This is a genomic window from Bradyrhizobium sp. USDA 4472, from assembly GCF_054058595.1.
In genome coordinates, this window is the sequence record NZ_JBSSAM010000001.1 from 6,734,903 (window position 1) to 6,754,004 (window position 19,102).

A 19,102-nucleotide genomic window follows, 5' to 3' on the forward strand; every position below is an offset into this window, starting at 1 on the left:
TCCGGGGGACTGAAGGCAGGAGCCGATAGCTCTACATGAAGATTGCGACATTCAACATCAACAACATCAATCGCCGCCTGCCCAATCTGCTGGCATGGATGCGGTCGGCGAAGCCCGATGTCGTCGCGCTGCAGGAATTGAAGGCAAGTGATGGCGAATTTCCGGCAGCGGCCATCGAAAAAGCCGGCTACGGCGCCGTCTGGCGCGGGCAGAAGACCTGGAACGGCGTCGCCATCCTCGCCCGAAATGCCGAGCCGGTGCTGACGCGCGACCGGCTGCCGGGACGGCCCGACGACCTCGAGGCGCGCTATATCGAGGCCGCCGTGCGTGGTGTCATCGTCACCAGCATCTACCTGCCGAACGGCAATCCGCAGCCGGGGCCGAAGTTCGACTACAAGCTCGACTGGTTTGCGCGCCTCAAGCGACACGCCAAGACCTTCATCAAGCAGGATCTGCCCGTGGTGCTCGCCGGCGACTACAACGTCGCGCCGACGGAAATCGACATCTATCCGACACGCTCGTGGGACAAGGATGCGCTGATCCAGCCGAAAAGCCGCGCTTCATTCGCTTCGCTTGTCGAACAAGGCTGGTGCGATGCGATCCGCGAACTGCACCCCGAGCAGCGCGTCTACACCTTCTGGGACTACAAGCGGAATCGCTGGTCGCGCGATGCGGGGCTGCGGCTTGATCATCTGCTGCTCAGCCGAGCCCTCGTCTCCCGCCTGGCAGGAGCCGGCGTTGACAAGAACGTGCGGGGCGAAGAAGGCGCGAGCGATCATGCGCCGGCGTGGGTGATGCTGCGGTGAGTGGCATCACCACAGATTCTTGCCGTCGATCACGTTGACGGGCACGGCCTCCAGATCGAAATCGTCGAACAGGCGTGCGTTGACGCCGACCTTGGGATTGTCGAAGTCGGGCTTGCCACTCGACCAGTCCGGCGACTCCGAATAGGTGCCGCAGCCGCAGTTCGCACAGTAGTGATGTTTGACGGTGCGGCTGCCCCAGAGGTAGGTCGCAACATTGTCGGCGGGTGACAGCAGGCGAAATTGCGCCGGCGTATAATAGGCCCACAACGCGCCACGTTTGGCGCATAGCGAGCAGGTGCAGCGGGTCACGCTCGAAGGCGCCTCCGTCACCTCGAAAACCGTCTCACCGCAATGACAGCTTGCCTCGATCCGCATGACCCGATCCCCGTTTTGTCAGGAGATTGGTCATAGCCACCCCCTGCTGCCAACATGCTGTCAGCAGCAGAAACGGAAGCCGGGCCCACTCCTTGCCGGCCAATGTGGAAACAGATGTGCCGGCTCCGCGGAGCGTCACTGCGTACCGCACCGCGTCCGGGACACAAGAGCGGCAAAATCCGGCTACACTGACAGCGATTCCCGGGAGCCCCGCGCTTGGCCTTCCTCTTCGTCCTCAGCGTCGGCCTGATCGCAGGCACCATTTCCGGCATCGTCGGCACGGGCTCGTCGATCATGCTGATGCCGGTGCTGGTCTATGCCTATGGGCCGAAGGAGGCCGTGCCGATCATGGCTGTCGCCTCCGTGATGGCGAATTTTTCGCGGATTTTGGCCTGGTGGCGCGAGGTCGACTGGCGCGCCTGCGCGGCCTATTCCGTGACGGGCATTCCGGCCGCGGTGCTGGGCGCCCGAACGCTGTTGGCCCTGCCCTCGCATGCCGTCGATCTGGCCATCGGCCTCTTCCTGATCGCAATGGTACCGGTGCGGCATTGGCTGGCACGGCACGATCTGAAGGCCAATCTCTGGCATCTCGCGATCGGCGGCGCCGTCATCGGCTATCTCACCGGCATCGTGGTTTCGACCGGCCCGCTCAGCGTGCCGCTGTTCCTGTTCTATGGCCTCAGCAAAGGTGCCTTCCTCGCGACAGAGGCGGCCGCCTCGCTTGGCCTCTACTTCGCCAAATCAGTGACGTTCGAGCACTTCGGGGCGCTGACGCAGGACGTCTTCATCAAAGGCCTGATCGCTGGCTCCTCGCTGATGTCAGGCGCCTTCATCGCGAAGCGCTTCGTCATGCACCTGAAGCCCGAGATGTTCCGCATAGTGATGGATGCGATCATGGTTGCGGCGGGGCTCTCCATGCTATGGAACGCCACACAATCCCCCTGACCCCCGATTCACCCCGCCATGGCCAAGAATACGCTTTCGTTCGTCTGTCAGAACTGCGGCGCGGCTTACAACCGCTGGCAAGGCAAGTGCGAGTCCTGCGGCGAGTGGAACACGCTGGCCGAAGAGGACACGACCGGCAGTGTGCCGGTCTCGATCCGCTCCAAGCGCAAGGGCCGCACGTTCGCGCTGGAGAGCCTGGCCGGCAAGAGCCCGGAGGCGCCGCGGATGTCCTCAGGCATGACCGAGCTCGACCGCGTCACCGGCGGTGGCTTCGTGCGCGGCTCGGTGTTGCTGGTCGGCGGTGATCCCGGCATCGGCAAGTCGACGCTGCTGACGCAGGCGACCAGCATGATGGCGCGCGCCGGCCACCGCATCGTCTACATCTCCGGCGAAGAAGCCATTGCCCAGGTGCGGCTGCGCGCCGAGCGACTTGGGTTGTCGGATGCGCCGGTGCAGCTCGCCGCCGAAACCTCGGTCGAGGACATCGTCTCGACGCTGTCGGAAGGCGCCGTCCCGCGCCTGATCGTGATCGACTCGATCCAGACCATGTGGACCGACACGGTGGAATCGGCACCGGGCACTGTGACGCAGGTGCGCGCCTCGGCGCAGGCGCTCATTCGCTTCGCCAAGAAGACGGGAGCCGCCATCATCCTCGTCGGCCACGTCACCAAGGACGGCCAGATTGCCGGCCCCCGTGTCGTCGAGCACATGGTCGATGCCGTGATGTCCTTCGAGGGCGAAGGCTCGCAGCAATTCCGTATCCTGCGCGCCGTCAAGAACCGCTTCGGCCCGACCGACGAGATCGGCGTGTTCGAGATGACCGGGCTTGGCCTGCGTGAGGTCACCAATCCGTCGGAGCTGTTCCTGTCCGAGCGCGATCTCGGCACCCCCGGCACGGCAGTCTTCGCGGGCATCGAAGGCACCCGGCCCGTTCTGGTCGAATTGCAGGCGCTGGTGGCGCCCACCTCGCTCGGCACCCCACGGCGGGCCGTGGTCGGCTGGGATCAGAGCAGGCTCTCGATGGTGCTGGCGGTGCTGGAGGCCCACTGCGGGGTCAAGCTCTCAGGCCACGACGTGTACCTTAATGTCGCGGGCGGCCTGCGCATTCACGAGCCCGCGGCCGATATGGCCGCGGCTGCCGCGCTGGTGTCGTCGCTGGTTAATGCGCAGTTACCCACCGATGCAGTCTATTTCGGCGAAATTTCGCTCTCGGGCGTCATTCGCCCGGTGGCGCAGACCCCGGCCCGGCTCAAGGAAGCGGTCAAGCTCGGCTTCAAGCGCGCCGTGCTGCCCGAATCGGCCCGGGGCGGCGATGCGGCCGGTGACGCCGGGTTGACCCTGAACGCGGTTAACAGCCTGACCACCCTGGTCGCCGAAATCGCAGCCAAAGGCTCGCGCCGCGGCGACGCGCCGCCACCGGCCGAGAAAAATGCCACACCGGCAAGATTCCGCCGTGGAGAGGGGTAGGTGGAGGTGACGTCAAGCGCCCCCGCCGCTATACAGCCGTCACAAAAGCAGCATGGGATTGCGTGGTTGCGGCCTTGCCGGAAGCCCCGTCTGTCCATCATTTAGGGCGGCGGCCAAGCACCGATTCGCTGAGCACCCTTTGAGCGTACGAGCGGACCAGACCAGCCGATGCCAGTAACACTCCTCGACCTGATCCTGCTCGGTGTGATGCTGATTTCGGGCCTCCTCGCCATGGTCCGCGGTTTCATGCGCGAAATCCTCTCGATCGCAGCCTGGGGCACCGCCGCGATCGTGACGCTGTACTCCTTTTCCAAGCTGCTTCCGACCGCCAAGACGTATTTCAACAACGACACCGTCGCGAGCGTGGTCGTGGTCGCCGGCGTGTTCGTCGGGACCCTGGTCGTGGTCTCCGTCATCACGGTCCGGATCTCCGACATGATCCTGGATTCGCGGATCGGCGCGCTGGACCGGACCCTCGGGTTCCTGTTTGGCCTCGCTCGCGGGCTTTTGATCGTCGTGGTCGCGTTCCTGTTCTTCACGTGGCTGGTGCCGGACAAGCAGCGCCCGGACTGGGTCTCGGGGGCGAAGTCCCGCGTGGTGCTCCAGGGAACCGGGGATTGGCTGATGTCCCTCTTGCCTGACGACCCCGAGAACACCATCTTGAAGAGATTCAAGAAAAACAAACCAGATGATGATCAAGCTGATACCGAGCAGCAGCCTTCGGGCAGCGGCGAGGGGTACAGTAAACCCGCTCGTGACAGCCTGAAGAAGCTGATCGAGAAACCGGCAGCGCGTTGATTGAGCCCTAAAGAGAGGCGCGGACGAGATGCGACACCCTGACCAGGACGCCCACACGGAACTCGATCCCGGCTCCGCCGCGCTAGAGCTTCAGGACGACCTGGACGGAGATACGGTCCGCGAGGAATGCGGCGTCTTCGGCATCTACGGACATCCTGATGCTGCCGCCATCACGGCGCTCGGCCTCCACGCCCTCCAACACCGCGGCCAGGAAGCTGCCGGTATCGTCTCCTACGACGGTGGCCGCTTCCACAGCGAACGCCGCCTCGGTCTGGTCGGCGACACTTTCTCCCGCCGCGAGGTCATCGACCGCCTGCCCGGCACCATGGCGGTCGGCCACGTCCGTTACGCCACGACCGGCGCCACCATCCTGCGCAACGTGCAGCCGCTGTTCGCCGAGCTCAATGCCGGCGGTCTCGCCGTCGCTCACAACGGCAATCTCTCCAACGGCCTGACGCTGCGCCGCGAACTCGTCAGAAGCGGCGCCATGATGCAGTCGACCTCCGACACCGAAGTGATCCTGCACCTGGTGGCGCGCTCCAGGCGCAGCCGCTTCATCGAGCGTTATATCGACGCGTTGCGCGAGATCGAAGGCGCCTATGCGCTGGTCTCACTCACCAACAAGAAGCTGGTCGGCGCGCGCGATCCGCGCGGCATCCGTCCGCTGGTGCTCGGCGAGCTCGACGGCTGCCCGATCCTGACGTCGGAGACCTGCGCGCTCGACATCATCGGCGCGCGCTTCGTGCGCGACATCGAGCCCGGCGAAGTCATCGTGTTCGACGAGAACGGCCAGGACATCCACAAGCCGTTCCCGCCGATGGCGCCGCGTCCCTGCATCTTCGAATACATCTATTTCTCGCGGCCTGACTCCATCGTCCACGGCCGCTCCGTCTACGAGGTGCGCAAGGCCTTTGGCGCGCAGCTCGCGCGCGAGAGCCATGTGCCTGTCGACGTCGTGGTGCCGGTGCCGGATTCCGGCGTGCCCGCGGCGGTCGGCTACAGCCAGCATTCCGGCGTGCCGTTCGAGCTCGGCATCATCCGCAACCATTATGTCGGCCGCACCTTCATCCAGCCGACGCAGGCGATCCGCGAGTCCGGCGTGCGCATGAAGCACTCGGCCAACCGCGCCGCGATCGAAGGCAAGCGCATCATCCTGATCGACGACTCGCTGGTGCGCGGCACCACGTCGAAGAAGATCGTGCGCATGATGCGCGATGCCGGCGCCAAGGAAGTGCACTTCCGCCTCGCCTCGCCGCCAATCCTCTATCCCGATTATTACGGCATCGATCTGCCGGATCGCGGCGGCCTTTTGGCCGCAACGCATTCACTGGAGGAGATGCGCGAGCTCATCGGCGCCGATTCGCTCGCCTTCCTGTCGATCGACGGCATGTACCGCGCCATGGGCGAGCCCGGCCGCGACCCCGCCAATCCGAAGTTTGCGGATCACTGCTTCACCGGCGTCTATCCGACCCACCTTACCGACCAGACCCAGACCGAGCCGCAACAGCGGCAGCTGTCGCTGCTGGCGGAGGCGAGTTGACGGGTACGTGTGGGGGCTTGTGCGAGCCAGCCACGCCTGTAAAACCCGGGCATGACAAAGCCCCTCGCCAACCGCATCGCTCTCGTCACCGGCGCCTCGCGCGGCATCGGCTTCGCCACGGCGCTCGCGCTCGCAAAAGCCGGAGCACATATCGTTGCAACCGCGCGCACGCAAGGCGGGCTCGAGGAGCTCGACGACGAAATCCGCAAGGTGGGCGGCAGCACCACGCTGGTGCCGCTCAACCTTACCGATTCCGACGGCATCGCGCGGTTAGGCGCCGGCCTGCATGAGCGCTACGGCAAGCTCGACATTCTCGTCGGCAATGCCGGCGTGCTCGGCCCCTCCTCACCGGTCGGCCACATTGAGCTGAAGACGTTCAACGACGTCATGGCCGTCAACGTCTCCGCAAATTTCCAACTGATCCGCTGCATGGAGCCGCTGCTGAAGCAATCCGACGCCGGCCGCGCCGTGTTCATCACCTCGGGCGCTGCCAGCAAGGCGACCGCCTATGTCAGCCCCTACGCTGCCTCCAAGTCCGCGCTGGAGACGCTGGCGCGCGCCTGGGCGCAGGAAACCGCGAACACGGCCATCCGCGTCAACCTGTTCAACCCGGGCCCGATCCGCACCCGCATGCGCGCGACCCTGATGCCCGGCGAAGATCCCGCAACGCTCGACACGCCCGAGCAGGTCGCCGAATTCATCGTCCCGCTGTGCACGCCCGACTGGACCGAGACCGGCAAGTTCTACGACTACAAGACTCGCTCGCTGATGAGCTTCCACGCGCCGGCGTGATTGCTTCGGCCACAAAACGCATCCGGAATTTCAAGCTGACCTCGGACGCACTGAAATAGCGCCTGAACGCATCTTACCCAAAGATTAACCGACTGAGGACGCTACGACGCAGCATCATCCGGCTTTAGGCGCATTGCCGCCGTCCCGGGGACAGGCTACGGAATTTGCCGGACCAAGGCTCCGCAAGAGAGCCGTCCGCATATTTGACAATGGAGGAAATCCTTTATGACGACGACGTTCGCGCGCCGCTCAGCGGCCCTTCTCGCCTGCGCCGCTTTCGGTTTTGCCACGTCCGCTTTTGCCCAGGATAAGCAAGACAAGACCGTCACCATCGGCGTGCTCAACGACATGTCGAGCCTTTACGCCGACATCGGCGGCCCCAACTCGGTGGTAGCCGTCAAGATGGCGGTCGAGGATTCCGGTCTGCTTGCCAAGGGCTGGAAGATCGAGGTCGTCAGCGGCGATCACCAGAACAAGCCTGACATCGGCGTCAACATCGCGCGGCAATGGATCGACACCCAGAAGGTCGACATGATCACCGACACGCCGAACTCCGGCGTCGCGCTGGCGGTGAGCAACGTCGCCAAGGAAAAGAACGTCGTCCTGCTCAACAATGGCGGTGCCAGCGCCGACCTCACCGGCAAGGCCTGCAACGCCAACACCATCTCCTACACCTACGACACCTATATGCTCGCCAACGGCACCGGGAAGGCGCTGACCAAGGCCGGCGGCGATAGCTGGTTCTTCCTGACCGCCGACTATGCCTTCGGCGCCGCGCTCGAGCGCGACACCGGTGCCGTTGTCACCGCGAACGGCGGCAAGGTGCTCGGCGGCGTCAAGCACCCGCTCAACACCTCGGATTTCTCGTCGTTCCTGCTCCAGGCACAGAACTCCAAGGCGAAGATCGTCGGGCTTGCCAACGCCGGCGGCGACACCACCAACGCAATCAAGCAGGCGGCCGAGTTCGGCATCGTCGAAGGCGGCCAGAAGCTCGCGGCGCTACTGCTCTTCATCAACGACGTGCACTCGCTCGGCCTCAAGACCGCGCACGGTCTGACCTTCACCGAATCCTTCTATTGGGATCTCAACGACGGCACCCGCGCCTGGTCCAAGCGCTTCCAGGAGAAGGTGAGCAACCACGCGATGCCGTCAATGACCCAGGCGGGCAACTATGCCGGCGTGATTCATTACCTCAAAGCGCTTGAGGCGCTCGGCGGCAATCCGCATGACGGCGCCAAGGTCGTCGCCAAGATGAAGGAGATCCCGACCGACGATGCGCTGTTCGGCAAGGGTCCGCTGCGCGAGGACGGCCGCCGGATCATTCCGGCCTACCTGTTCGAGGTGAAGAAGCCGGAGGAATCGAAGGGACCGTGGGACTATTACAAGCTGGTCGCCACCATCTCCGCGGAAGACGCCGCCAGGCCTCTCAAGGACAGCGAGTGTCCGCTGGTGAAGAAATGACCGCGTAGCACTCATCCCGGGATGGTGCGCCAGCATCAGCCCGGGATCTCGAGAAGTTCGACGCTCCGCATCGCCCCGGAACGGCGATTCAGGCTTGAGCCCGACTGCTCACCGCCCTCACCGGTTGAGATGCGATCACACCAAGCGCGGGCATGTCGAGCAGGATGGTGACGAAGATAACGGCGACCGCATCGTGCAGGACCGGCTGAGCGCCTTGCGCTATCGCCTCGCCGGCTTGTTCGCTCACGATGGCCGCTTGCGCTTGTGGGCGAAGGGATTCGCCTTCTCGCGCAGCGTGATGCGCACCGGTGTTCCCGGCAGGTCGAAGGCCTCGCGCATCGAGTTGATGAGATAGCGCAGATACGACTGCGGCACTGCATCCGCGCGCGAGCAGAACAGCACGAAGCTCGGCGGGCGCGCCTTGGTCTGGGTGATGTAGTTCAGCTTCAACCGGCGGCCGGACACGGCAGGCGGCGGGTTGGCCTGGACCGCCTGCTCGAACCAGCGATTGAGCGCAGAGGTCGGCACGCGCCTGTTCCACAGTGCATAGGCATCCTGGATCGCCTGCATCAGGCGATCGATGCCCTCGCCCATCAGTCCGGACACCGCGACGATCGGCACGCCCTTGAGCTGCGGCAACCAATGATCGGCGTCGCGGCGCAGGCCTGAGATCGCGCCGCCGCCCTTGGTCTCCATCAGATCCCATTTGTTGACGGCAAGCACGACCGCGCGGCCCTCGCGCTCGATAAGGTCCGTGATGCGCAGATCCTGCTCCTCGAAGCGATTCTGCGAGTCCATCATCATCACGACGACTTCGGCAAAGCGCACCGCGCGCAGCGCGTCCGCAACCGAGAGCTTTTCCAGCTTCTCCTCGATGCGCGAGCGCCGGCGAAGACCTGCGGTGTCGAACACACGAAACCTGCGGCCCTTCCAATTGATCTCGACCGCGATGGAATCGCGCGTGGTGCCGGCCTCCGGGCTGGTCAGAAGGCGTTCCTCGCCGAGCAAATGGTTGATCAGGGTCGACTTGCCGGCATTGGGACGGCCGACAACGGCGACGCGGATCGGGCGCGTCGCCGCCTCTTCCTCGGTGAGCGGCTCGTCGTCCTCGATCTCGTCTTCCTCGACGGGCTCCGGCATCAGCTTGGCGAGCTCGTCGTAAAGCTCGCCCATGCCCTCGCCATGCTCGGCCGAGATCTGGATGGGATCGCCGAGGCCAAGCGCAAAGGATTCCATCGCACCGGCATCGCCATGCTTGCCTTCGCTCTTGTTTGCGACGAGCAGCACCGGCTTGTTGGCCTTGCGGGCGAAATCGGCGAAAGCGCGGTCGGTCGGCGTGAGGCCGATGCGGGCATCGATCACGAAGAACAGCGCATCTGCCTGTGCGATCGCGGTCTCGGTCTGCTCCTGCATGCGCGCCGTCAGCGAGCCCTTGGCGCCCTCGTCGAGGCCGGCAGTGTCGATGATGGTGAATTCGAGGTCGCCGAGCCTGGCCTCACCCTCGCGGCGGTCGCGGGTGACCCCGGGCAGATCATCGACGAGCGCGAGCTTCTGCCCCACCAGACGGTTGAACAGCGTCGATTTGCCGACATTGGGCCGGCCGATGATGGCGATCGTAAAGGACATTGGTCATTCGTGCGCCGCGGAGGTGGCGACTGTCAATTCTGTGAAAAATATCAGCGGGAGAAACTGCCGCTGGGCATCGGCGCCGGGAATGCCCCCTGCGACTGCGGTTGCTGGGTGGTCTGCGCCGGCTGTGCCGGTTGCTGCGCGGATTGCTGGTCCGGCGGCGGCGCGGTGGTGCGCTTGCGCACGATCTTGTGCTTGGGCGGCGGGGCGGCAGGTGCCGGCGCGGTCGCGGCCGGCTGTCTGGTCTTCTTGCCCTTCGCGGATTTCGATGGCTTCGCCGGCTCAGCAGGCGCCGGTTCGGCCGGCAGCGCCGCGACTGCAGGCGCGTTCGCATCCTGCTGTTGCTGCGCGCCCTTGTACATTTCCTTCGGCACGCCCTGTTCAAGACCCGGCACGCCCTCCGGGAACACCGGCTTACGATCGCCGGGCAGCTTCTTCTTGGTGTCGAGGAAATCGAGCAGATCGCTCGGATCGAGGCTGGAGCAGCCGCCCAGCACGCCCGTGAAGGCGATCAGGACGGCGGCTGCGATCAAGCGAGGCGTGCGGCGCATGTCGATATCTCGTCTGGGCTCTCAGGACCGTCAGCTTTTGGCGACGGGCGGCAGCAAGGCCTGGAGCGCCTCGGCGCGCGAACGGAGGCCGGGCGGCGTTTCGCCGTCCTCGGCGATCGCGTCGACCCATTTGCGGGCTGCGGTCATGTCGTTGTTACGCCACGCCGACAGCGCCAGCAGCTCGCGGGCGCTATGGCGGTAGGTCGATTGGGGTTCGGCGGAAGCCTCCAGCCGCTGCTGGATGTCGGCGTAGCTCGCGCTGTCCACAAGCAGACCTGCGGCGCGAATCTTCGCGAGATCGCGCCACTCGCTGCCAAGACCCGTGTCAGCGGCGATATCGTCGTACATCCTGGCTGCAGCCTTGGGATCCCGCGCCGATGCTTCGGCCGCGGCACGAAGCCGCGCCAGGGTGCGGTAGCCGGACGGTGCTTTGGCAGCAAGATCGGCAAAGGCCGTCTCGGCCTCCGGATGCTTGCCCTGCTCCGACAGCTCGACGGCCTTCTCGAAGATCGCGCCGGCTTCGGCGGCCTTCTTGGCCTCCAGATACTGATAGCCGCGCCAGCCGCCCACGGCCGCCACGACCAGCACCATCAGCGCGATGAAGTAGTGCGAATAATTGTCCCACAGCTTCTTGAGCTGCTCGCGACGTACTTCCTCGTCGACTTCGTCAAATAATTCAGACACTTAAGCAAATCCCATGCCCGGCCGGGAGCGCACGCCAGATCGCATGCGTCTAAAGCCCGTCCCCACGTGGCGGCGGCGATACCCTATCGATATGGCGCTGGCAAGGCAAAGCAAGGCCGATCAAGGTGTTAACGCGCGATCCGGGATATCCGGGTACCCCGACCCGGTCCTATCCAGACACGACCAGCAGCTCCCGCAGCTGCCGCTTCACCACCTTGCCGTTGGCATTGCGCGGGAGCGGCTCGGCGGTGACCGTCATGGTCTCCGGCACCTTGTAGTCGGACAAGCGCTCGGCGCACCAAGCCCGCAGATCGTCGCCGCCGATTGGTACGCGCGTGACCACGACCGCATGGACGCGCTCACCGAGCACCGGGCAGGGTTTTGCGATGATCGCGCTCTCGACTACGGCGGGATGGCCGGCCAGCACGGATTCGACCTCAGCCGAATAGATCTTGAGGCCGCCGCGATTGATCATGTCCTTCTGCCGGTCGAACACCCGGACGAAGCCTTCGGCATCCACCGAGCCGAGGTCGCCGGAGTGCCAATAGCCGGCAGTGAAACTCTCAGCCGTAGCCTCCGGCTTGTTCCAATAGCCCTTGATGACGGAAGCGCTCTGGATCCAGAGTTCGCCGATCTCGCCCGGCGGCAGCTCGCGCCCGTCGGCCATCGCAACGATGCGCGCCCCCGGACACGACAGGCCGACGCTGTCGATGTGGCTCGCCGTCAGTTCGCCGGGCATGATGGTGGACGGTGACGTCGTCTCGGTCGCGCCATAGCAATTCGCCAGCTTCAGCCCTGGAATGGTGGCCTTGAGCTTCTCGATGGTCGCAACGGGCATCGGCGCGCCGCCGAAGCCTCCGATGCGCCAGTTCGACAGGTCGTAGCTCTCGAAATCCGGCTGCAGCAGGCAGAGATTGTACATCGCCGGCACCATTACGGTGTAGGTAACGCGCTCGCGCGCGGCGAGCTTGAGATAGTCGGTTGCCCTAAACTCCGGCATGATGATCAGTGCGCCACCACAGCGGATCATTGTCGTGATGTTGGCGACGACGCCCGTGACGTGCGCGAGCGGGACGGCTGCGATCGACCGATCGGCTTCTGTCAATTGCAGGCAGGACACGAACACCATCGAGGAATGCACGATGTTGCAATGGGCCAGCATCGCGCCCTTCGGCTTTCCCGTCGTGCCCGAAGTGTAGAGGATCATCGCGGTATCCTCCTCGCTCACGTCGACCGGTGCCCGAGCCGGCGCATGGTCGGCGAGCACCGCAAAGCGAGACTGGGTCGGATCACCGTCGATGGCGATACGGTGGATCACATCAGGCGCATCCTGCGCATCGGGCAGCCGCTCGGCGAGTGCAGCTTCGTGGATCAGGATCTTTGCGCCACAGTCGGACAGGACATAGGCGATCTCCGGCTTCTGCTGCCGCGTGCCGAGCAATACCGTAACCAGGCCCTCATGGGCAGCGGCAAACAGCAGCAGCGGAAATTCGATGCGGTTGCCGAGCAGGATCGCGACGCGATCGCCCCGCTGCAGGCCGAGCTTGCGAAATCCCGTCGCAATCCGCGCGGACTGCTCCAGCGCCTGGCGCCAGCTCAGACGCACATTGCCGCAGACCAGCGCTTCGCCGTCCCCGTTACGCGCGGCAGCCTCGGCGATCATCGCCCAGAGACTAGCCGGTCGATCAACGAAGGCCGGCACCACCCGATCGCCAAAGCGCGCCTCGAACCGCATCGGCGGAATCTGAGATTGCGACCAGTCCATCGGATACCCTCGTCTTGTTGCTTTTGCCAGCCTTCCCGTGGACAGTGAGGTGATGTCTTGCGCTGATCGGCTAGCCACCCATCACGGGAACACCGATCACGACAGGATGAAACGCAAACGCCAGCGCCAGATAGGCGACGATGCCGACCGCAATCGCGATGAGATCGTTGGTGACGCCGCCCACGGGAATCGGCGGGGCCCCGGCATCCTTGCGATGTTTCAGCGAAATACGGTCATACACGCCCCAAGCCAGGAACGAGCCGAACAGGATGATGGAGCCAAGATCGCCATTGGCCAGCAGATGCGCAAACGCCCACAGCTTGATGCCGGCGAGCATCGGATGTTTCAGGGTCGCATAGATGCGGCCGCGCAGATAGGACGCGACCACCAGGATCACGGCAGGCAGCATCAGCGCGACGGTAACGTGCTTCATCGCCTTCGGCGGATACCAGACCTCGATCCAGCCGGTGGCACGATAATGCGCAAAACCCCAGACGATCAGCGCCAGTCCCGCAAGCGAGACCACGGAATACAGAATCTTGTAGGTCCCCTCGCCCAGCCGCGCGATCGCCTGTGTGCGCGCGCCACGTTTCGTTGTGAAGACATGGGCGGCAAAAAACAGTGCCAGCCCCAGGATCATAACCAGCAGACCCACGATCATCCTCCCTCAACCAGCGCCTCGCCTCTGAGGTATCATTGATTGGCCGCCGCTCGCAACTGACGGGCTACTTTCCAAGCTCTCGATTGTCGACATAGCGGATCGCAATCGGCCGTCCGGCCAAGGCGCCACCGAGGCCGCTGGTGAACTTCAGCGGGAGACATGCATTCAACGATGAATTGATCGCGTTGAGGTAGGTGGTTCGCGTATCGGCGGGGACGCCCGCAGTCGCAAAGGTCAGGCGCGGCGGGCCGATCAGGCCACCGGCCTTATTGAAGCTGAAGCGGACAGCCATCTGCATGCCTGCGCGCGCATGGTCCGATGGCGGCGACCAGCACGTACGCAGCTCCGCAAAAAGATCGCCGATCGTATCGAGGTCGTGATCCGGCTTTTTGTACTTGGCCCGATCAGCCTCCGGGGGCACGCTCTCGATCGTGAGCTGCAGGTTCTGGCCGTAGGGATAATCGATCTCGGGAATACACGGGCCAGGCTCGAGCGGACTGCAATAGTACGGCGTGCAGGGGGGACCGTCGAGAACGCTGCACGGCTCATGCGCAAACGGGATCGGATTGATTTGGCGGTGCTGCGCGTCGGCGGCAACGATTGATATCGCCAATAGTGTGAGAACGAGAATGCCGCGCCACATGCTTTGGTCTCGCGATGTCACATCCGTGGAACGTGGCACCGTTCGTGACAGCGTCAAGCCTGCGCGCGTTCACATGCTCGCGCGCCAAGGGCTACCCCCTACCCCTTCTTTTTCACGTCCTTGACGTTGGTGAACTCGATGCCCTCGGCGCGCTCCCTGGTGTAGCCGAGATAGAATTCGTTCCGGGCCAGATAAACGGGATCGCCGTCGACGTCATCGGCGATGCTTGACGTATTGGCCGCGATGAAAGTGTCGAGCTTCTTGCGATCCTCCGACGAGACCCAGCGCGCAAGCTGGAACTCGCTGACCTCGAATTCGACCGGCAGCGAATATTCCGCTTCAAGCCGGGCCTTGAGCACGTCGAGCTGCAGCGCGCCGACCACGCCGACCAGCGCCGGTGCACCATCACGCGGACGGAACACCTGCACGACGCCCTCTTCCGACATCTGCTGAAGCGCTTCCTTCAGCTTCTTCGCCTTCATCGCGTCGGTCAGACGGACACGGCGGACGATTTCAGGCGCGAAGCTCGGCACGCCGACGAAGTTGAAATCTTCGCCGTCGGTGAGCGTATCCCCGATCCGGAGCGTGCCGTGGTTGGGAATGCCGACGACGTCGCCGGCAAAGGCCTCGTCCGCCACCGAACGGTCCTGAGCAAAGAAGAATTGCGGGCTCGACAGCGGCATGCTCTTGCCTGTGCGTACCAGCTTCGCCTTCATGCCGCGGCTGAGCTTGCCGGAGCAGAGCCGCGCGAACGCAATGCGGTCGCGATGGTTCGGGTCCATGTTGGCCTGGATCTTGAACACGAAGGCGCTCATGCGCGGATCGGTCGCTTCGACTTTGCGCTGGTCGCTGTCCTGGGCGCGGGGCTCGGGAGCGAACTTGCCGAGGCCTTCCAGGAGGTCGCCGACGCCGAAATTGCGAAGCGCGCTGCCGAAATAGACCGGCGTCAGATGGCCCTCGCGGAACGCGTCGAGCTCGAACGGCTTTGAAGCTTCCGTGACGAGCTCGAGCTCGTCCTTCACCGCGGAGACATCGAGGTTCGCATTCAGCTTGGCAAGTTCGGCGATCTCGATCTGTTGCGCAGCGCCGGTCTTCGCGCCGCCGCCTTCGAGCAGGCGCACGCCGCCATTGACGACGTCGTAGGTCCCGAGGAAGTCGCGCCCGCGGCCGACCGGCCATGTCATTGGCGTGGTGTCGAGCGCCAGCGTCTTCTCGATCTCGTCGAGCAGCTCGAACACGTCGCGGCTCTCGCGATCCATCTTGTTGATGAACGTGATGATCGGAATGTCGCGGAGACGACAGACCTCGAACAGTTTGCGTGTCCGCGCCTCGATGCCCTTGGCTGCGTCGATCACCATCACGGCGGAATCGACCGCGGTCAGCGTGCGATAGGTGTCTTCCGAAAAGTCCTCGTGGCCCGGCGTGTCCAGCAGGTTGAAGACCAGGCCTTCGAACTCGAAGGTCATGACCGAGGTCACGACCGAGATGCCGCGCTCGCGCTCGATCTTCATCCAGTCCGAGCGCGTGTTACGCCGCTCGCCCTTGGCCTTGACCTGGCCGGCCAGGTTGATGGCGCCGCCGAACAGCAGCAGTTTTTCGGTCAGCGTGGTCTTGCCGGCGTCCGGGTGCGAGATGATCGCAAAAGTGCGTCGGCGCGCCACTTCGGTGGCAAGCGAGGAACGGGCCGTCGAGTCGGCTGTGGCGGCAATGTCGGACATGGCGGGAGCGTTTGGCAGGGAAAATGAGCCCAATCAAGCCTCATGTGGTGATTGCGGAGCGCTTCGGCCAGCCCCATATCGGCCTTTGACCAAACAGGCCTTGGGGGAGGACGGCCGCCCTGCTCGTCAGCATTGGCCTAGCGGGGACGACCCTGCCTTAAATGGAGGGTCGCCATGGCCTGGACTATCCTTTTCGTCGCTGGTCTTCTCGAGATCACCTGGGCGATCGGCCTGAAATATACCGAGGGTTTTACCAGACTCGTGCCCTCCGTCGTCACGCTCGCGGCCATGGCCGGCAGCGTCATCCTGCTCGGTTCAGCTCTCAAGTCGCTGCCCGTCGGAACCGCCTATGCGGTCTGGACCGGGATCGGCGCGGTCGGCACTGCGACGCTCGGTATCTTCCTGCTCGGCGAGCCCGCCACCGCGCTCCGCCTTGCCAGCATCGGGCTGATCGTGGCCGGCATCGTCGGGCTGAAACTCGTCACTTGAAGATCTGGACCGCCCACCAGCTCAGTGCCGCGACGATGGCCGAGGCCGGGATCGTGATGATCCAGGCATAGACGATCGAACTCGCCACGTTCCAGCGCACCGCCGAGACGCGGCGGGCGGCGCCGACGCCGACGATGGCGCCCGTGATGGTGTGCGTGGTCGAGACGGGAACCCCGAGGAAGGTCGCCATGAACAGGGTCGCGGCACCGCCGGTCTCGGCGCAGAAGCCCTGCATCGGGGTGAGCTTGGTGATGCGCAGGCCCATGGTGCGGACGATGCGCCAGCCACCCATCAGCGTGCCCAGCGCCATTGCGGCCTGGCAGGACAGCACCACCCAGAACGGCACGGTGAATTCGCCGCCGAGATGGCCCTGCGAATAGAGCAGCACGGCGATGATGCCCATCGTCTTCTGTGCGTCGTTGCCGCCGTGGCCGAGCGAGTAGAGCGAAGCGGAGGCGAATTGCAGAATGCGGAAGGCACGGTCGACGGCGAACGGCGTCGAGCGCACCGAGGCCCATGACACGATTGCGACCAGCATCATTGCGAGCAGGAAACCGACCAGCGGCGACAGCACGATCGCCAGCACCGCCTTGCTCAAGCCGCTCCACACCGCGGCATGAATTCCAGCCTTCGCCATGCCACCTCCGACGAGGCCGCCGATCAGCGCGTGCGACGAGGAAGACGGAATGCCCAGCGCCCAGGTCACGAGATTCCAGACGATGGCGCCGAGGAGCGCCGCGAAGATCACCTGGGCGTCCACAATCGCGGGATCGATGATGCCGGTGCCGATGGTCTGGGCAACGTGCAGGCCGAACACCATGAAGGCGACGAAATTGAAGAACGCGGCCCAGATCACCGCGAATTGCGGCCGCAGCACGCGAGTCGAGACGATGGTCGCGATCGAATTGGCGGCGTCGTGCAGACCGTTCAGGAAGTCGAACAGCAACGCGACGGCGATCAGTCCGACCAGGACAGGAACACCCAACGCAGCATCCACGGCGGCCCTGCCCTATACTTGCTCGATGACGATGCTGTTGATCTCGTTCGCGACGTCGTCGAAGCGATCGGCCACCTTTTCGAGGTGGTCGTAGATCTCGACGCCGACGATGAAATCCATCGCCCTGCCGTCGCGATGCTTGAGGAAAAGCTCCTTCAGCCCGATGTCATGGAGATCGTCGACGCGGCCCTCCAGCTTGGTCAGCTCTTCCGTGATCGCAGTCAGCATCGCGACGTTCGGTCCGATCGATTGCATCAGCGGCAGCGCACGTCCCACCAGATTGGCGCATTCGATCAGCAACTCGCCGATCTCCCGCATCGGCGGCTCGAAGCTGCGGACCTCGAACAGCATCACGGCCTTGGCGGTCTGCTGCATCTGGTCGATCGCATCGTCCATCGAGGTGATGAGGTTCTTGATGTCACCGCGGTCGAACGGCGTGATGAAGGTGCGCCGCACCGCCGTCAGCACCTCTCGGGTCACATTGTCCGCGTCGTTCTCGAACTGGCTGACACGCTGACAATAGACCGGCGTCTCCTCGCCGCCTTTCAGCATGCCCTGGAGCGCGATTGCACCCTGGATCACGGTCTGGGCGTGGCGGTCGAACAGGTCGAAGAACCGTTCTTCCTTCGGGAGGAAAGCGCGAAACCATCGCATCATGGGACTGGTCTACCGGTTGGAATGGCCCGGCCGAACGGGCCGACACAAAACCGTCATAGACCATTTTTGCCCTGCGCGCGTGTCATCTCACGCCTGCAGAGCAGGATCATCCACCGCTTTAAAGTGATGGCAAAATCGACATAACATCAATAGGTTAGAGTGACCGCCGGAAGTAATGTGCGACTTCACCGACCACACCACGGCGGAAGGTGAGCACGCAGACCACGAAGACCGAGCCCTGGATCACCGTGACCCAACTCCCGAGGCCGGAGAGATATTGCTGCATGGCGACGATGACAAAGGCGCCGAAGACCGGGCCGAACACGGTGCCGAGACCACCCACCAGCGTCATCAAAACGATTTGCCCTGACATCGACACTTCAACATCGGTCAACGAAGCATTTTGCGCGACAAACACCTTCAAGGCGCCGGCAAACCCCGCCAGAGTTCCTGACAGGATATAGGCAATCAGCTTGTACTGATCGGTCTTGTAACCCAGCGAAATCGCGCGCTGCTCGTTTTCGCGGATCGACTTCAGCACCTCACCGAACGGCGAGTTGATGGTGCGAAAGATCAAGAGGAAGCCGAACAGAAAACCGGCAAGCACGGTGTAGTAAAGCACCGTCGGATCGCTGAGGTCGAATATTCCGAACAGATGGCCCTGCGGAATACCCTGAATGCCGTCCTCGCCATGGGTAAACGGCACCTGCACATAGATGAAATACAATAGCTGCGAGAGCGCCAACGTGATCATCGCGAAATAAATGCCCTGGCGCCGGATTGCGACGACGCCGGTGATGACGGCAAGCCCGGCGGCGGCGGCGGTACCGGCCAGAATGCCAAGCTCGGGCGGGACTCCCCAGACCTTCAAGGCATGACCCGAGACGTAACCCGCGGTACCCAGAAACATCGCGTGGCCGAACGACAGCAAGCCACCATAGCCGATCAACAAGTTGAAGGCGCAGGCCAGCAACGCGAAGCATAGCGCCTGCATGACAAAGAACGGATAGATCTTTGTGAACGGCACGGATGCAAGCAGCACCGCCATCACCGCGAAGACGATCATCTCGTCGCGCAATGCGCGTGGGGTCCCCGGCAGAGTGTCGTCAGTTGCTACGGTCATA

At 64.0% G+C, this 19,102-nt stretch carries 20 protein-coding genes; 8 read left to right on the top strand and 12 right to left on the bottom strand.

All coding sequences use genetic code 11. The features are described 5' to 3' along the window. Window positions 1-35 precede the first annotated feature (35 nt). A complete protein-coding gene (locus tag ACVWZ4_RS31770) occupies window positions 36-806 on the top strand; it encodes an exodeoxyribonuclease III (protein WP_456741878.1) in 771 nt (256 codons plus the stop codon). Window positions 807-812: 6 nt separating this feature from the next. On the opposite strand, the gene ACVWZ4_RS31775 is transcribed toward ACVWZ4_RS31770, so the two are convergent. Continuing rightward, window positions 813-1,181, bottom strand: a complete 369-nt coding sequence (locus ACVWZ4_RS31775) for a GFA family protein (protein ID WP_456703226.1) — start codon at window positions 1,179-1,181, stop codon at window positions 813-815. A gap of 216 nt (window positions 1,182-1,397) precedes the next feature. On the opposite strand from ACVWZ4_RS31775, the gene ACVWZ4_RS31780 reads away from it, so the two are divergent. From ACVWZ4_RS31780 to ACVWZ4_RS31805, 6 genes are all read left to right on the top strand, one after another. After that, complete coding sequence (locus ACVWZ4_RS31780; protein ID WP_456741879.1) at window positions 1,398-2,126, top strand: sulfite exporter TauE/SafE family protein; 729 nt, start codon at window positions 1,398-1,400, stop codon at window positions 2,124-2,126. Between the two features lie 18 nt (window positions 2,127-2,144). Beyond that, window positions 2,145-3,593 (top strand): DNA repair protein RadA, encoded by a 1,449-nt coding sequence (gene radA, locus ACVWZ4_RS31785; protein WP_456703224.1) that lies wholly within the window; start codon window positions 2,145-2,147, stop codon window positions 3,591-3,593. Window positions 3,594-3,761: 168 nt separating this feature from the next. Continuing rightward, complete coding sequence (locus tag ACVWZ4_RS31790) at window positions 3,762-4,391, top strand: CvpA family protein (protein ID WP_456741880.1); 630 nt, start codon at window positions 3,762-3,764, stop codon at window positions 4,389-4,391. A gap of 28 nt (window positions 4,392-4,419) precedes the next feature. Further along, entirely contained in the window at window positions 4,420-5,931 is a 1,512-nt protein-coding gene (purF, locus tag ACVWZ4_RS31795) for an amidophosphoribosyltransferase (protein ID WP_456703223.1), read from the top strand. Window positions 5,932-5,982: 51 nt separating this feature from the next. Then, window positions 5,983-6,723 carry an SDR family NAD(P)-dependent oxidoreductase gene (locus tag ACVWZ4_RS31800; RefSeq protein WP_456703222.1) on the top strand — a complete coding sequence of 247 codons (741 nt, stop codon included), beginning with the start codon at window positions 5,983-5,985 and terminating at the stop codon, window positions 6,721-6,723. 225 nt (window positions 6,724-6,948) lie between these two features. Then, entirely contained in the window at window positions 6,949-8,184 is a 1,236-nt protein-coding gene (locus ACVWZ4_RS31805) for an ABC transporter substrate-binding protein (RefSeq protein WP_456734922.1), read from the top strand. Window positions 8,185-8,272: 88 nt separating this feature from the next. Here ACVWZ4_RS31805 and ACVWZ4_RS31810 read toward each other — a convergent pair whose 3' ends face one another. The 8 genes from ACVWZ4_RS31810 to ACVWZ4_RS31845 form a co-directional block, all read right to left on the bottom strand. Further along, entirely contained in the window at window positions 8,273-8,431 is a 159-nt protein-coding gene (locus tag ACVWZ4_RS31810; RefSeq protein WP_456703220.1) for a hypothetical protein, read from the bottom strand. Further along, the gene (der, locus tag ACVWZ4_RS31815) at window positions 8,428-9,810 is read right to left on the bottom strand and encodes a ribosome biogenesis GTPase Der (RefSeq protein ID WP_456734921.1); all 1,383 of its coding nucleotides are present in this window, start codon (window positions 9,808-9,810) and stop codon (window positions 8,428-8,430) included. Before der ends, ACVWZ4_RS31810 begins: the two co-directional genes overlap by 4 nt. A 50-nt stretch (window positions 9,811-9,860) precedes the next feature. After that, window positions 9,861-10,364: a hypothetical protein gene (locus ACVWZ4_RS31820; RefSeq protein ID WP_456790437.1), complete on the bottom strand. Its 504-nt coding sequence runs from the start codon at window positions 10,362-10,364 to the stop codon at window positions 9,861-9,863. 30 nt (window positions 10,365-10,394) lie between these two features. Continuing rightward, the gene (locus ACVWZ4_RS31825) at window positions 10,395-11,048 is read right to left on the bottom strand and encodes a tetratricopeptide repeat protein (RefSeq protein WP_456703217.1); all 654 of its coding nucleotides are present in this window, start codon (window positions 11,046-11,048) and stop codon (window positions 10,395-10,397) included. Between the two features lie 169 nt (window positions 11,049-11,217). Beyond that, entirely contained in the window at window positions 11,218-12,813 is a 1,596-nt protein-coding gene (locus ACVWZ4_RS31830) for a class I adenylate-forming enzyme family protein (protein WP_456703216.1), read from the bottom strand. A 70-nt stretch (window positions 12,814-12,883) separates the two neighbouring features. Next, entirely contained in the window at window positions 12,884-13,468 is a 585-nt protein-coding gene (locus tag ACVWZ4_RS31835) for an NnrU family protein (RefSeq protein ID WP_456703215.1), read from the bottom strand. Between the two features lie 70 nt (window positions 13,469-13,538). Then, window positions 13,539-14,117, bottom strand: a complete 579-nt coding sequence (locus ACVWZ4_RS31840; RefSeq protein WP_456703214.1) for a hypothetical protein — start codon at window positions 14,115-14,117, stop codon at window positions 13,539-13,541. Between the two features lie 98 nt (window positions 14,118-14,215). Next, window positions 14,216-15,835, bottom strand: a complete 1,620-nt coding sequence (locus ACVWZ4_RS31845) for a peptide chain release factor 3 (RefSeq protein WP_456703213.1) — start codon at window positions 15,833-15,835, stop codon at window positions 14,216-14,218. Between the two features lie 174 nt (window positions 15,836-16,009). Here ACVWZ4_RS31845 and sugE point away from each other — a divergent pair, with 174 nt between their 5' ends. Next, window positions 16,010-16,324: a quaternary ammonium compound efflux SMR transporter SugE gene (gene sugE, locus ACVWZ4_RS31850; protein WP_456703212.1), complete on the top strand. Its 315-nt coding sequence runs from the start codon at window positions 16,010-16,012 to the stop codon at window positions 16,322-16,324. Here the strand turns inward: sugE and ACVWZ4_RS31855 are convergent. From ACVWZ4_RS31855 to ACVWZ4_RS31865, 3 genes are all read right to left on the bottom strand, one after another. Continuing rightward, window positions 16,317-17,321 (bottom strand): anion permease, encoded by a 1,005-nt coding sequence (locus ACVWZ4_RS31855; RefSeq protein WP_456741882.1) that lies wholly within the window; start codon window positions 17,319-17,321, stop codon window positions 16,317-16,319. The genes sugE and ACVWZ4_RS31855 overlap by 8 nt on opposite strands. A 12-nt stretch (window positions 17,322-17,333) precedes the next feature. Further along, entirely contained in the window at window positions 17,334-17,978 is a 645-nt protein-coding gene (locus ACVWZ4_RS31860) for a DUF47 domain-containing protein (protein WP_092234701.1), read from the bottom strand. A gap of 154 nt (window positions 17,979-18,132) precedes the next feature. Beyond that, the gene (locus tag ACVWZ4_RS31865) at window positions 18,133-19,101 is read right to left on the bottom strand and encodes a branched-chain amino acid ABC transporter permease (RefSeq protein ID WP_456734919.1); all 969 of its coding nucleotides are present in this window, start codon (window positions 19,099-19,101) and stop codon (window positions 18,133-18,135) included. Window position 19,102 lies beyond the last annotated feature (1 nt).